At 73.4% G+C, this 14,144-nt stretch carries 12 protein-coding genes; 5 read left to right on the forward strand and 7 right to left on the reverse strand.

Annotated features, from left to right (window positions below):
- Position 1: 1 nt before the first annotated feature.
- The 5 genes from argF to argC form a co-directional block, all read right to left on the reverse strand.
- Positions 2-922, reverse strand: a complete 921-nt coding sequence (gene argF / locus FHU30_RS30475; protein WP_253880421.1) for an ornithine carbamoyltransferase — start codon at positions 920-922, stop codon at positions 2-4.
- Positions 919-2,064: an acetylornithine transaminase gene (locus FHU30_RS30480; protein ID WP_253880879.1), complete on the reverse strand. Its 1,146-nt coding sequence runs from the start codon at positions 2,062-2,064 to the stop codon at positions 919-921. Before FHU30_RS30480 ends, argF begins: the two co-directional genes overlap by 4 nt.
- Positions 2,065-2,141: 77 nt before the next feature.
- A complete protein-coding gene (gene argB, locus FHU30_RS30485; protein WP_253880880.1) occupies positions 2,142-3,104 on the reverse strand; it encodes an acetylglutamate kinase in 963 nt (320 codons plus the stop codon).
- 23 nt (positions 3,105-3,127) lie between these two features.
- The gene (gene argJ / locus FHU30_RS30490; RefSeq protein WP_253880422.1) at positions 3,128-4,282 is read right to left on the reverse strand and encodes a bifunctional glutamate N-acetyltransferase/amino-acid acetyltransferase ArgJ; all 1,155 of its coding nucleotides are present in this window, start codon (positions 4,280-4,282) and stop codon (positions 3,128-3,130) included.
- Positions 4,279-5,307: an N-acetyl-gamma-glutamyl-phosphate reductase gene (gene argC, locus FHU30_RS30495; RefSeq protein WP_253880423.1), complete on the reverse strand. Its 1,029-nt coding sequence runs from the start codon at positions 5,305-5,307 to the stop codon at positions 4,279-4,281. Before argC ends, argJ begins: the two co-directional genes overlap by 4 nt.
- A gap of 157 nt (positions 5,308-5,464) precedes the next feature.
- Here argC and FHU30_RS30500 point away from each other — a divergent pair, with 157 nt between their 5' ends.
- From FHU30_RS30500 to FHU30_RS30510, 3 genes are read left to right on the forward strand one after another with little or no spacing between them, the layout of a single operon-like run.
- Positions 5,465-5,959 (forward strand): MarR family winged helix-turn-helix transcriptional regulator, encoded by a 495-nt coding sequence (locus FHU30_RS30500; protein ID WP_253880424.1) that lies wholly within the window; start codon positions 5,465-5,467, stop codon positions 5,957-5,959.
- Between the two features lie 20 nt (positions 5,960-5,979).
- Positions 5,980-6,951, forward strand: coding sequence for an ABC transporter ATP-binding protein (locus tag FHU30_RS30505; protein WP_253880425.1), 972 nt, complete (start codon positions 5,980-5,982; stop codon positions 6,949-6,951).
- The gene (locus FHU30_RS30510) at positions 6,948-7,832 is read left to right on the forward strand and encodes an ABC transporter permease (protein ID WP_253880426.1); all 885 of its coding nucleotides are present in this window, start codon (positions 6,948-6,950) and stop codon (positions 7,830-7,832) included. The genes FHU30_RS30505 and FHU30_RS30510 overlap by 4 nt, the downstream gene beginning before the upstream one ends.
- A 94-nt stretch (positions 7,833-7,926) precedes the next feature.
- Here FHU30_RS30510 and FHU30_RS30515 read toward each other — a convergent pair whose 3' ends face one another.
- Positions 7,927-9,543 (reverse strand): ABC-F family ATP-binding cassette domain-containing protein, encoded by a 1,617-nt coding sequence (locus FHU30_RS30515; RefSeq protein WP_253880427.1) that lies wholly within the window; start codon positions 9,541-9,543, stop codon positions 7,927-7,929.
- A 254-nt stretch (positions 9,544-9,797) separates the two neighbouring features.
- The gene (locus FHU30_RS30520) at positions 9,798-10,739 is read right to left on the reverse strand and encodes a TIGR03620 family F420-dependent LLM class oxidoreductase (RefSeq protein ID WP_253880428.1); all 942 of its coding nucleotides are present in this window, start codon (positions 10,737-10,739) and stop codon (positions 9,798-9,800) included.
- A 75-nt stretch (positions 10,740-10,814) separates the two neighbouring features.
- Here FHU30_RS30520 and FHU30_RS30525 point away from each other — a divergent pair, with 75 nt between their 5' ends.
- On the forward strand, positions 10,815-11,378 hold the full coding sequence (locus FHU30_RS30525; RefSeq protein ID WP_253880429.1) for a TetR/AcrR family transcriptional regulator: 564 nt from the start codon (positions 10,815-10,817) through the stop codon (positions 11,376-11,378).
- 39 nt (positions 11,379-11,417) lie between these two features.
- Positions 11,418-14,120, forward strand: coding sequence for an ATP-binding protein (locus FHU30_RS46455; protein ID WP_301323890.1), 2,703 nt, complete (start codon positions 11,418-11,420; stop codon positions 14,118-14,120).
- Positions 14,121-14,144 lie beyond the last annotated feature (24 nt).

The following is a 14,144-nucleotide window of genomic DNA, read 5'->3' on the forward strand; positions in this document are numbered from 1 at the left end:
GTCACGCAGTGTTCTCCAGTAGCCAGGTGAGCAGGGCCTTCTGCGCGTGCAGCCGGTTCTCGGCCTCGTCCCAGACCACGCTGTGCGGGCCGTCCAGGACGGCGCCGGAGATCTCCTTGCCGCGGTAGGCGGGCAGGCAGTGCAGCACGATCGCGTCCGAGGCGGCGTGCGCGAGCAGCGCCTCGTCCACAGAATAGGGTTCGTAGAGGCCGGTGTCCTTTCCTTCCTGCCCCATGGAGACCCATGTGTCGGTCGCAAGGACGTCGGCTTCGGCCGCGGCTTCGGCGGGGTCGGCGGTGACCAGGACGGAGCCGCCGGTGGTCGCGGCGATCTCCTCGGCGCGCGCGACCACGTCCGGGGCGGGAGGCTGGGACGCGGGCGCGGCGATCCGGACGTGCATGCCCGCGGTGGCGCAGCCGAGCAGGTAGGAGTGCGCCATGTTGTTCGTCCCGTCGCCGAAGTAGGCGAGGGTGCGGCCGGCCAGGACGCCCTTGTGCTCCCGGACGGTCTGCAGGTCGGCGAGGATCTGGCAGGGGTGGAACCGGTCGGTCAGCGCGTTGACGACCGGCACGGCCGTCCCGTCCGCCATCTCCTCGATGCGGGACTGGTCGCCGGTGCGCCAGACGATCGCGGCGACCTGCCGTTCGAGCACGCGGGCGCTGTCGGCGATGGTCTCGCCGCGTCCCATCTGGCTGCTGCCGGTGTCGAGGACCAGGGCGTTGCCGCCCAGCTCGGCGATGCCGACGGCGAAGGAGACCCGGGTGCGGGTGGACGACTTGTCGAACAGCACCGCGACGCTCTTCGGCCCGGCGAGCGGCTTGTGCGCGAAGCGGTCCTTCTTCATCGCGTCGGCGAGGTCGAGCACCCGCGCCTGCTCGGCGGGCGTCAGGTCGTCGTCGCGCAGGAAGTGCCGGACGGTCATTGCGACGCCTCCTGGAGGATGGCGGGCAGGGCGTCCACGAAGGTCCGCGCCTGCGCGGCGGTGAGGGTGAGCGGCGGGGCGAGCCGGACGGCGTTCGGGCGGAGCGCGTTGACCAGGAACCCGGCGGCGAGCGCGGCGTCCTGGACGGCGGCGGACGCGTCGGCGGTCAGCACGATCGCCTGCCACAGCCCGCGGCCGCGGACGCCCGCCAGCAGCGGGTGGTCGATCGCGGCGATGCCGTCGGTGAAGACCCGGCCGACGAGCGCGGCGTTGGCGAGCAGGCCGTCGGCCTCCAGGGTGTCCAGGACGGCGAGGGCGGCGGCCGCGGCGACGGGGTTGCCGCCGAAGGTGCTGCCGTGGTCGCCCTTGGCGAAGATCTCGCCGTGCGCGCCGAACGCGACGACCGCGCCGACCGGCAGGCCGCCGCCGAGGCCCTTGGCGAGGGTGAGGATGTCGGGGCGGGCGTCCTCGTGCTGGAAGGCGAACCAGGCGCCGGTCCGGCCGATCGCGGACTGGATCTCGTCGCCGACGTAGAGCGCTCCGTTGGCGGTGCAGATCTCGCGGGCGGCGGCGAGGTAGCCGGGGGGCGGCGGGACGACCCCCGCCTCGCCCTGGGTCGGCTCCAGGAAGACCGCGGCGCAGTCCTCGGTGACGGCGGCCTTCAGCGCGTCCGCGTCACCGTAGGGGACGAACCGGACGTCCTGCCCGAACGGCCCGAACGGCTCGCGGATCGCCGCCTTGCCGGTGAGCGACAGCGCGCCGAGGCTGCGGCCGTGGAAGCCGTCCTCGGTGGCGACGAAGTACGACTTGCCGTGGATCCTGCCGTACTTGATCGCGAGCTTCAGCGCGGCCTCGTTGGCCTCGGTGCCGCTGTTGGCCAGGAACACGCGCCCGTCGCCGCCGGCCAGTCCGAGCAGCCGCTCGGCGAGCCGGATCTCCGGCTCGTTCAGGAACAGGTTGGAGGTGTGGGCGAGCCGCCCGACCTGCTCGGTCACGGCCGCGACGAGCGCGGGGTGGGCGTGCCCGAGCGAGGAGACGGCGATGCCGCCGATGAGGTCGAGGTAGGCGTTGCCGTCGACGTCCCAGACGGTGCAGCCCTCGCCGCGCGCGAGCGCGAGCGGCGGGACGCCGTAGTTCGGCATGAAGGCGGCCCCGTACCGCCGCTTCAGGTCGTCGTTCTGCTTCGGGTCGTTCTGCTTCGCGTCGTTCTGGGGGGTGGTCACGCGGGTTCTCCCTCCGGCACCGCCGGTTCCTCCTCGGCCTCTGCGGCCCGTCCTTCCGGCACGACGGGCCCGCCCGGGACGCCGGGCGTGACCATCGTGCCGATGCCCTCCTCGGTGAAGATCTCCAGCAGCAGCGCGTGCGGGACGCGCCCGTCCAGGACGTGCGCCTGCGGGACACCGCCGCGCACCGCCGCCAGGCACGCCTCCATCTTGGGCGCCATGCCCGCCGACAGGTCCGGCAGCAGCGCGGCCAGCTCGTCGGCGGTCAGCCGGTCGATCACGTCGTCGGACGCGGGCCAGTCGGCGTACAGGCCCTCCACGTCGGTGAGCACGACCAGCTTGGCGGCGTCGAGCGCGACGGCCAGCGCGGCGGCGGCGGTGTCGGCGTTGACGTTGTAGACCTCGCCGTCGTCGCCGCGCGCGACGCTGGACACCACCGGGACGCGGCCGTCGGCGATCAGCGCGGTGACCGCGCCGACGTCCATCTCGACGATCTCGCCGACCTGGCCGATGTCGACCTCCGCGCCGTCCACGACGGCGTGCTTGCGCTCGGCGGTGAACAGGTTGGCGTCCTCGCCGGACATCCCGACCGCGAACGCGCCGTGCCGGTTGATCAGCCCGACGACGTCCCGCTGCACCTGCCCGACCAGCACCATCCGGACGACCTCCATCGCCTCGGGGGTGGTGACGCGCAGCCCGGCGGTGAAGCTGGACTCGATGCCGTGCGCTTCGAGCGCGGCGTTGATCTGCGGGCCGCCGCCGTGCACGATCACCGGCCGCAGCCCGGCGTACCGCAGGAACACGATGTCCTCGGCGAACCGGTGCCGCAGCGCCTGGTCGGTCATGGCGTGGCCGCCGTACTTGATGACGACGGTCTTGCCGTGGAAGCGCTCCAGCCACGGCAGCGCGTCGATCAGCGTGCTCGCCTTGGGCAGCACGGCCTCGCGCCGGCGGCGCATCCGCTCCCCGGAGACCAGCCCGCTCACGAGCTGTACGCCGAGTTCTCGTGGACGTAGTCGGCCGTGAGGTCGGTCGTCCAGACGGTCGCGCTGTGCGGGCCCGCCGACAGGTCGACGGTGATGGTGACGTCCCGGGGGCGCAGGTCCACCTTGTCGCGGTCGTCGCCGAACGAGCCGTTGCGGCAGACCCAGACGCCGTTGATCGCGACGTTCAGCTCGTCCGGCTCGAAGGCGGCGTCGGTGGTGCCGACGGCCGACAGCACCCGGCCCCAGTTGGGGTCCTCGCCGTGGATGGCGCACTTGAGCAGGTTGTTGCGGGCGACGGTGCGCCCGACGGTGACCGCGTCGGCCTCGCTGGCCGCGCCGACCACCTCGATCGCGATGGCCTTGGACGCGCCCTCGGCGTCCACCAGCAGCTGGCGGGTGAGGTCGGCGCACAGGTCGGTCAGCAGGTCGGTGAAGGCGGCCTCGTCCGGGGTGGTGCCGGCGGCGCCGGACGCCATCAGCAGGACGGTGTCGTTGGTGGACATGCAGCCGTCGGCGTCGAGCCGGTCCAGGGTCGCGCCGGTCGCGGCGCGCAGGGCACGGTCCAAGGCCTCGGCGGGCAGGTCGGCGTCGGTGGTGACCACGCACAGCATGGTCGCCAGGGACGGCGCGAGCATGCCGGCGCCCTTGGCCATCCCGCCGATCATGTAGCCGTCGCCCTGCCGGAAGGCGATCTTGGCGACGGTGTCGGTGGTGCGGATCGCGTCGGCGGCGGCGAGCCCGCCGTCGCCGCGGGACAGCTCGGCGGCGGCCGCCTCGACACCGGGCAGCAGCTTGTCCATGTCCAGGCGGGTGCCGATCAGGCCGGTGGAGCAGACCGCGACCTCCCCGGCGGAGTCGGAGAGCAGGTCCGCGACCTTCTCGGCGGTGGCGTGGGTGTCGGCGAAGCCGTCCGGGCCGGTGCAGGCGTTGGCGCCGGCGGAGTTCAGCACCACTGCGCGCAGCCGGCCGCCCTGGAGCACCTGCTCGGACCACAGCACCGGCGCGGCCTTCACGCGGTTGCGGGTGAAGACCCCGGCCGCGGCGCGGGACGGTCCCTCGTTGACGACGAGGGCGACGTCGCGGCCGCCGCTGTCCTTCAGGCCGGCGCTGACGCCTGCGGCGCGGAAACCCTGGGGGGCGGTGACGCTCACGGGGCGACTCCGATCGTGGTGAGGCCGAGTGTTTCGGGGAGGCCGAGGGCGAGGTTGGCGCTCTGCACGGCGCCGCCCGCGGTGCCCTTGACGAGGTTGTCGATCGCGGCGACCGCGACGATCCGCCCGGCGCGCTCGTCGAGCGCGACCTGGACGAGCGCGGTGTTCGCGCCGAGGGTCATCGCCGTGGCGGGCCACTGCCCCGCGGGCAGCAGCTCCGCGAACGGCTCGCCGTCGTAGGCGGCGGTGTAGGCGTCGCGCACCTGCGCGGCGGTGACGCCGGGCCTGGCCCTGGCGGTGCAGGTGGCGAGGATGCCGCGGCTCATCGGGGCGAGGGTCGGGGTGAACGACACCGACACCGGCTCGCCCGCGACGGCCGACAGGCTCTGCTCCATCTCGGGGGTGTGCCGGTGCACGCCGCCGACGCCGTAGGCGCTGACCGAGCCCATCACCTCGCTGCCGAGCAGGTGCGGCTTGGCGCCCTTGCCCGCGCCGGACGTCCCGGACGCGGCGACCACCACGACGTCCGGTTCGGCGAGGTGCGCCTGGAACGCCGGGTAGAGCGCGAGCGCGACCGAGGTCGGGTAGCAGCCGGGGACGGCGATCCGGTTCGTCCGGCGGAGGGCCTCGCGGTGGCCGGGCAGCTCGGGCAGGCCGTAGGGCCAGGTGCCCGCGTGCGGGGAGTTGTAGAAGAACTCCCACTCCAGCGGGCTGCCCAGCCGGAAGTCGGCGCCGCAGTCGACCACGAGCGTCCGGTCGCCGAGCCGTCCGGCGATCGGGCCGGACTCGCCGTGCGGCAGCGCGAGGAAGACCGCGTCGTGGCCGGCGAGCGTGGCCGGGCTGGTCGGGGCGAGCACGCGGTCCGCCAGCGAACGCAGGTGCGGCTGGAGCTCGCCTAGGGTACGTCCCGCGTTGGAGCCCGCGGTGACCGTGCCGATCTCGAATTCCGGATGTCCCGCCAGCACGCGAAGGAGCTCGCCGCCCGCGTACCCGCTGGCACCGGCGACCGCCGCTCGGATTCCCATCTCTCCCGCCCTCCCGAAGCAATCAGCAAAAGTATGCACGGGTATGGATGATTATTCAACACCGGGCCGCACGGCCGCTCACGATGTGAGACATCCTCTGGTTTGTTAGCCCACTAATGATTTGACGGCTAAAAGTATGTTGGCTAAGAATGTCCGCATGGACTCCGAGAAGTTGGGTTTCGGGGACCTCAGCTCGCTGGGGCCGCCCGAGAACTGGCCGATCGGCCGCCTGTTCGGCGCCGCGATGCGGCTCGGCGGCCCGGTCATGGCGAAGGTGGTGGAGAAGCACGGGATGAGCCCGGCCGGGTTCTTCCTGCTGCGCATGCTCCACAACACCCCGGACGGCCTGCGCGCCGGCGAGGCCGCCCGCCGCCTCGGCGTCACCCCCGCCACCCTCACCTCGGTCGTCAACACCCTGGAGCGCGACGGCTACGTCGAGCGCCGCAGCGACCCGGGCGACCGCCGGGCCGTCCTGCTGCACGCCAGCGAGGCGGGCATCGCGCTGCTCCGGGACGTCGGCCCCGACATCGGCGCCGACCTGTACCAGCTGTACGACGTGGTGGACCCCGAGGACGAACCGGCCGTCCGCCGCTTCCTGATCCGCCTGATCAACCGGTTCGAGGAGTACTCGAAGGGAGACCGGGAGTGCTAGACCGACCCCCCATAAAGCGGATGGATGAGCCGATCGACGAGATCCGGGCCGCCGTCCGGACCGTCGACCTGCACAAGACCTACAAGGGCCCGGGCGGCGAGGTCCCCGCCGTCCAGGGCATCGACCTGTCCATCGCGCACGGCGAGTTCTACGGCCTGCTCGGCCCGAACGGCGCGGGCAAGTCCACCACCATCGGCATGCTGACCTCGCTGGTCGTGCCCACCTCCGGGCGCGCGACGGTGTGCGGCTTCGACGTCGCCAAGCACCCGGTGGACGTCAAGCGCCGCATCGGCATGGTGTCGCAGGGCAACACCCTGGACAACGAGCTGAACGCCTTCGAGAACCTGGAGTTCCGGGGCCGCTACTTCGGCCTGTCGGCCCGCGACGCGCGCCGCCGCGCCGGCGAGCTGATGGAGATGTTCAACCTCACCGACCGGCGCGAGGGCAAGCCGTTCGAGATGTCCGGCGGGCAGGCCAAGCGGCTGATGATCTGCCGCGCCCTGGTGCACCACCCCGAGGTGCTCTTCCTGGACGAGCCGACCGCCGGCCTCGACCCGCAGACCCGCGTGAACCTGTGGGACGTGCTGCGCGAGCTGCAGAGCGGCGGGCAGACGATCCTGCTGACCACGCACTACATGGAGGAGGCCGAGGCGCTGTGCGAGCGCGTCGCGGTCATCGACCACGGCAAGGTCCTCGCCAGCGGCACCGTGGACGACCTGAAGGCGTCCGCGGGCGCCGACACCGTCATCACGGTCTCCTACGACGGGCCCGTCCCCGACGGCGTGGCGAAGCTGCGCGACCGCGGCGGCGTCACCAAGGTCGAGGTGACCGGCACGCAGGTGCGCGTGTTCGCGCAGGCCGCCGACGGCCTGCTCGGCGAGCTGGTCGCGATCGGCTCGTCCGCCGGGACCGGCGTCACCGACGCCTCCCAGCTGCGGCCCAGCCTGGAGTCCGCCTTCCTCACCCTCACCGGACGGGAGTACCGGGAATGACCGCCGTCTCCACCCCCGCGTCCAGCCCCGCGCCGAGCCCCGCGAGCGCCGCGCCCGCGGTCCGGCCGACGCTGCCGCGCACCTTCCTGGCGATGATGGCGCGCGAGATGCGGGTGATGCGCAAGAACTTCGTCGCCACCTTCGCCCGCGTCCTCGCCCAGCCGGTGCTGTTCGTGTTCGTCTTCTCCTACGTGCTGCCGAAGATCGGCGGCGCGGGCGCGGGCACCATGTCGGCCGCCTCGCGCGGCTCGGGCGGCACCTTCTCCACCGTGCTGGTCCCCGGCCTGGTCGGCTCGGCCATCGTCATGCAGGCGATGATGGCGGTGATCTTCCCGCTGATGATGGAGCTGAACTGGCAGCGCTCCATCACCGACCGGGCGCTCGCGCCGCTGTCGGTGCCGATGCTCGCGGTCCAGAAGATCACCGCGGCCGGGGTGCAGGCGCTCATCGGCGGGCTGCTGGTGTTCCCGTGCGTGCTGTTCGTGCACGCCTCGGGGCAGGGCCCGAAGATCCACGTGAGCAACTGGGCGACCCTGGTCGTGGTGCTGGTGCTCGGCTCGCTGATGTCGTCGGCGGCCGGGCTGTGGCTGGGCACCCTGCTCGACCCGCAGAAGGTCCAGATGATGTTCGCGCTGGTCCTGCTGCCGATGTCGATGCTCGGCTGCGTCTACTACCCGTGGGCGGCGATGGGCCACATCCGCTGGCTGCAGATCCTCGTCCTGGTCAACCCGATGGTGTACGTGAACGAGGGGCTGCGCGCGGCGCTCACCCCGCAGGTCGGGCACATGTCGGCGTGGGCGTACCTGAGCGTGCTCGTCGTCGGGACCGTCCTGCTGACCTGGGGCGCGATGCGGACGTTCACCCGCCGCGTCCTGCAGTAGCAGCGGCACTGCGTCGTGCCGTAGTCGGCACCGCGCAAGCGCAGCGCCCGCCGCGTCCTCCGGGTGAGGACGCGGCGGGCGCCGCTCTTCCCGCTTACATCGGTTCGGTCTCGGACAGGCCCTCGGCGCGGTCCACGCGCAGCCAGCGGGTGATCCCGAGGCTCCGCAGGAACGGCAGGTCGTGGCTCACCACGATCAGCGCGCCCTCGTAGGCGTCGAGCGCCTGGCCGAGCTGCCGGACGCTGGCCATGTCGAGGTTGTTGGTCGGCTCGTCCAGCAGCAGCAGTTGCGGGGCGGGCTCGGCCAGCAGCAGCGACGCCAGCACCGCGCGGAAGCGCTCGCCGCCGCTGAGCGTCCCGGCCGGACGCTCGGCCCGGTCGCCGCGGAACAGGAACCGCGCCAGGCCGTTCCGGACGGTCTTGATCGGCGCTTCCGGCGCGACCGCGCGGACGTTGTCCAGCACGCTCAACTCGTCGTCCAGGACGTCCAACCGCTGCGGCAGGTAACGGACGCCGTCCACGCCGACCTTGACCGCCACGCCTTCGGGGACGCGCTCCCCCGTCAGCGCGCGCAGGAACGTGGTCTTGCCCGCGCCGTTCGGACCGACCAGCGCGATCCGCTCCGGCCCCCGGACGATCAGCTCCTCCAGCGTGCCCGGCACCGGTTCGGACGCCGTCAGGCCGGAGACGGTCAGGACCGTCCGGCCCGCCGGGACGCGCGTGGCGGGCAGTTCCACCTTGATCTGGTTGTCATCGCGGATCAGCTCCTCGGCCTCGGCGAGCCGCTCGCGCGCCCCCGCCAGCCGCTCCTCGTGCATGATGCGGTGCTTGCCCATCGACACCTGCTGCTGGCGCTTGCGCTCGTTCATGATGATCTTCGGCTCGCGCTTCTGCTCGGTCATCTTCTTGCCGTACCGGACGCGCCGGGCCAGCTTGGTCTGCGCCTCCACCAGCTCGCGCCTCTGCTTGCGCACGTCGCTCTCGGCGGTGCGGACGCGCTGCTCGGCGGCCTCCCGCTCCACCTCCAGCACCTCCTCGTAGGCGGTGAGGTTGCCGCCGAAGGTGCGGATCCGGCCGTCGCGCAGGTCGGCCATCTCGTCCATCCGGTCCAGCAGCTCGCGGTCGTGGCTGACCACGACCAGCACCCCGGACCAGGCGTCCACCGCGTCGTAGAGACGGCGGCGGGCGTCCAGGTCGAGGTTGTTGGTCGGCTCGTCCAGCAGCAGCACGTCCGGGCGGGCGAGCAGCAGCGCCGCCAGCCCGACCAGGATCGTCTCGCCGCCCGACAGCGTGCCGACCGTCCGGTCCAGGCCGAGGTGGTCCAGGCCGAGCCGGTCCAGCTCGGCGCGGGCGCGCTCCTCGACGTCCCAGTCGTCGCCGACCGCGGCGAAGTTCTCCTCGGTGGCCTCGCCGCGCTCGATGGCGTGCAGCGCGGCGCGGGCCGGGGAGATCCCGAGCAGGTCGGCGACGGTGCTGGCGGTGCCGAGCGGGAGGGTCTGCGGCAGGTAGCCGATCCGCCCCTGCACCGACACCGATCCGGACGCCGGGCGCAGCTCGCCCGCGACCAGCTTCAGCAACGTGGACTTGCCGGAGCCGTTGACCCCGATCAGGCCCGTGCGGCCGGTGCCGAACGCGGCATCTAGGCCGTCGAGGACGGACGTGCCGTCCTGCCAGGCGAAGGTGAGGTCGTTGCAGACGATGGCAAAAGACATAGGGGCCTCCATGGAACGTGTCGGTGCGTGCTGGGGCACATGGAGGCACCGCGGCCGTCGCGCGTTCGCGCGCGGGCATGGAAAAGCCCGGCCGGGAGAGTCCGCTGAGATCGCTGCGCATCCTCGAGCCCGAGACGGGCGAGGCGACTGCGCGGTGCCTGCGACCTCAGTTCTTCAAGGGACTCCCCAACCGGACGACGATGTGACGGTGATCAGTATAACCGAACCCCACGACTAAAGCAACACTTGTCGCATTAGGATTCGGCGAGCACCGCCGGGGCGAGCCGTTCGAGCAGGTCGACCATGCCGGTGAGGCTGGTCGCCTGCGGTGTGATCAGGACGTGGTCGGCGCCGGCGTCCAGGTGCTCGGCGACGCGCCGCGCGATGGCCTTCTCGTCCCCGTGGCCGTAGATCGCGTCGATGATGCGGTCGGACGCGTTCTCGATGTCGTCGGAACCGAATCCCAGCCGGGCCAGGTTGCGCGCATACGAGGGCACCCGGAACCCGTAGCCCGCCGTTTCGCGGAGCATCGCCCGCGCCTTGTCGGCGTCCGGTTCCAGCAGGACGGTCTGCTGCGGGATGAGCAGCTTGCCGGGACCGAGCACGCGGCGCGCCTCGGCGGTGTGCGCGACCGGCACGAAGAACGGCTGGACGCCGTCGGCCCGGTCGCGGGCCAGTTCCATCATGCGCGGATTCATCGCGGCGAGCACGCGCGGGTAGGGCGCGTCGGGGAGGACGGACAGCCGGGGACTGCCGGGCGGGAACGGCGGCCCGGCGTCCAGCTCGTCCAGGTAGGTGCGCATCTTCTCCAGTGGACGCCACTCGTTCACGCCGGCCGCCTCGGCCTGGAACGGGTGGCCGACCCCGATGCCGAGGACGAACCGTCCCGGGTAGGCGTCGGCGAGGGTCGCCGCGCCGGCGTGCGCGGTCGCGCCGTGCCGCGACCACACGTTGGCGATGCCCGTGCCCGCGACCAGCGTCTTCGAGGCCGCCAGGAACAGTCCGTGCTGGACGAGCGCGTCCTTGCCGCCGAGGGTCTCGCCCGCCCACACCGAGCCGTAGCCGAGCGCCTCGATCCGCGCGATCTCGCGCCGCTCGACGTCCGCCGGGACGGCGCCGTAGACCGCCTTGTTCAGCCACACCCCGACGCGGCCGAGCCGCCGCCGGGTCTCCCGCACCACTTCCACGTCCGCCATGAGCGCCTCCGAACCATTAAACTGAGGGGTCCTCCATTTAATCGGAGGGCCCCTCCGATTAGCAAGGGGACCCGCATGCCCGACCGGCCCATGCGCGCCGACGCGCGCCGGAACTACGAGCGGCTGCTCGCCGCGGCCCGCGACGTGGTGGCCGAGCAGGGCACCGACGCCTCCCTGGAGGAGGTCGCGCGCCGGGCCGGCGTCGGCATCGGCACGCTCTACCGGCACTTCCCCACCCGCGAGGCGCTGCTGGAGGCGCTGCTGCACGACCGCTTCGACGGGCTGCGCGCCCATGCCGAGGAGCTGCTCGGCGCCGGTGACCCGTTCGAGGCGCTGGCGGACTGGCTGCGCCGCCTGGGCGCGGGCGCGCTCACCTACCAGGGCCTCGCGCAGGCGATGATGTCCGCGATCCAGGACGAGTCGTCCGACCTCTACGCCTCCTGCCATGGGATGCGCGCCGCGGGCGAGGCGCTGCTCGTGCGCGCGCAGAAGGCGGGCCAGGTGCGTCCGGAGGTGGAGCCACTGGACGCGCTGTACCTCGCGGCGATGATCGCCTCGGCCACCGAGCGGTCCCCCGCCGATCCAGAACTGCGCGATCGGCTGTTCACGTTCATGCTCGACGGCCTGCGGCCCCGATAGCCGGTGGACGGTACGCAGCAATCTGGGCATTCTGTCCGGATGAAGGGCAGGGTTTTCGTCGGCCGGACCACCGAGCTGGCCGCGCTCCGGGCCGCCTACGCGCGCGCGGAGGCGGGCGAGACGGCGGTCATCCTGCTCGCCGCCGAGGCGGGCGGCGGCAAGTCTCGCCTGGTCGAGGAGTTCGTCCAGGGGAAGCGCGCGTTGATCGGCGGCTGCCTGGACCTCGGCGCGGCGAGCCTGCCGTACGCGCCGTTCACCGCGATCCTGCGGCGGCTCGGCCCGGAGACCGTCGCGCGGCTGGCCTCCCCCGCCGCGCGCGGCGAGCTGGCCCGGCTGCTCCCCGCGCTCGGCGACGCCGCGCCCGACGCCGGCTCGGGCCAGGTGCGGCTGTTCGAGCACGTCCTCGGGCTGATCGAGCGGCTCGGCGCGGACGAACCGGTCGTGCTGGTCGTGGAGGACGCGCACTGGGCCGACCGCTCCACCCGCGACCTGCTGACCTTCCTCGTCCGCAACCCCGTCCCGGCCAAGGTGCTGCTCATCGCCACCTCGCGGGTGGACGACCCGGACGTCCGCGCGCTGTTCGGGGAGCTCGCCCGGCTCCCGCACGTGACCCGGCTGGACCTGCCGCCGCTGACCCGCACGCAGGTCGCCGCCCAGGTGCGCGGCCTGGTCGGCGGCCCCGCCCCGGCTCTGATCCGGGACGCGCACGCGCGCGGCGGCGGCAACCCGCTGTTCGTCGAGGCCCTGGTCGAGGACCCCGGCGAGGCGGTGCCCGGCTCGCTGCGCGACCTGCTCCTCGCCCGGTTCCGCACGCTGCCGGACACCACCCGCGCCGCCGTCCGCATCGCGAGCGCGGCGGGCGACCGGGTCGGGCACGGCCTGCTCACCGCCGTCGCCGGGGACGCCGGGCTCGACGAGGCGCTGCGCCCGGCGGTCGAGCGCGGCCTGCTGGTCGTCGACGAGGACGGCTACGCTTTCCGGCACGCGCTCATCCGCGAGGCCGTCCACCTGGACCTGCTGCCCGGCGAGCGCATCCGCCTGCACCGCCGCTACGCCGAGGCGATCGAGGCCGATCCGGCGCTCGCCGAGGCCCCCACCAGCGCGCTCGCCCTGCACTGGAACGCCTGCGGCGACCACGCCCGCGCGCTGGAGGCCGCCTGGCACGCCGCGGACGAGAGCGGGCACGCCGCCGCCTACGCCGAATGCCTCGCCCTGCTGGAACGCGTCCTGGACCTGTGGGACCGCGTCCCGGGCCCCGAGCGGCTGGTCGGCGTGGACCGCGACGAGGTCATGCTCCGGACGGCCCGGGTCGCGATCACCGTCGCCGACTTCGAGTACGGCATGCGGATCGTCCGGACGCTCCTGGAGAGCACCGACGACCCCGACGAGACCGCCGAGCTGCTGTGCCTGCGCGGGACCTTCCGCGGCTTCGCCGGGCAGAGCGACGACCTGGACGACTACCGCGAGGCCGAACGCCTCGCCTCCCGTCCCAACGCGCAGCGGGTCTGGGTGCTGACCCACCTCAGCTCGCGGCTGTCGGTGCGCGGCGAGAAGGCCGCCTCCGAACGGCTGGGCCTGGAGGGCCTGAAGCTCGCCGCCGAGCTCGGCGGGCACCCCGCCGTGGACGGCCTGCGCGTCGTCGTGGCGTCCGCCGCCGCCCGCGACGGCCTCGGCGACCTCGCGCCGCTGGAACGGCTGCGCACCGCCGACCTCCGCGACGACGCCCGCGTCCGCGCCTTCACCAACCTGTCCCACGCCTACGGCGGCGCGGGACGCGTCGCCGACTCGCTCGCGGTGGTCGATGAGGGGCTCGCGTTCGCCGAACGCACCGGCCTCACGCACAGCGTCGGCCTCGCCCTGGTCACCAACCGGATCGAGGCGCTGTTCCTGCTCGGCCGGTGGGAGGAGGCCGCGGGCCGGCTCCGGCAGGCCCTCGACCGGTACCACAACCCCGCGATGCGCATCCAGCTCGGCATCTGGGCCGCCGAGCTGCGCGCCGCGACCGGCACCGGCCCCGCGCCCGAACCGATCGCGCTCGCCGAACCGGTCGACTCCGGATACCCGCAGACCGCGCTGCCGCTCGCGCAGGCACTCATCAACCTGCGGCTGTCGGAGGACGACCGTCCCGCCGCCCGCGCGACCGCCGAGGCCGCGCTGCGGCATCCCGAGCTGACCGTCCAGCCCATCTTCACCTGGCCGCTGCTCGAAGCCGCCGCGCGCGCCGGCGTCCTCGCCGCGCCCGAGACCATCGCGGCGGCGCCCGTCCAGGGCGCGATCGCGACCGCGCACGCGGCGGCGGTCGCGGCCCGCACCGGCGACCCGTCCGGCTGGGACACCGCCCTGGAGACCTGGGAGCGCCTGGACCACCCCTACAACCTGGCGCGCACGCTGTTCGAGGCGGCCTGCGCCGATCTCGCCGCCGGCGCGCGCAAGTCCGCCGCCAACCGGCTGCACCGGGCCGAGCAGATCGCCGAACGCCTCGGCGCCGCCCCCCTGCGGCGGCAGATCGCCGAGCGCTCCCGCCGCGCGGGCCTGGCGGGCTCCACCGGCGGCCCGCTCACCCCGCGCGAGTCGGAGGTCCTGCGGCTGCTCGCCCGCGGCCGCTCCAACAAGGAGATCGCCGCCGAGCTGTTCATCTCCCCCAAGACGGCCAGCGTCCACGTCTCTAACCTGATGGCCAAGCTCGACGCGTCCTCCCGCACCCAGGCCGCCGCCATCGCCCACGACCGCGGCCTGCTCTAGGACGTCCGGCCCCGCCGGGCCGGA

It is taken from the genome of Actinomadura rupiterrae (assembly GCF_024172125.1).
Lineage (GTDB): Bacteria > Actinomycetota > Actinomycetes > Streptosporangiales > Streptosporangiaceae > Spirillospora > Spirillospora rupiterrae.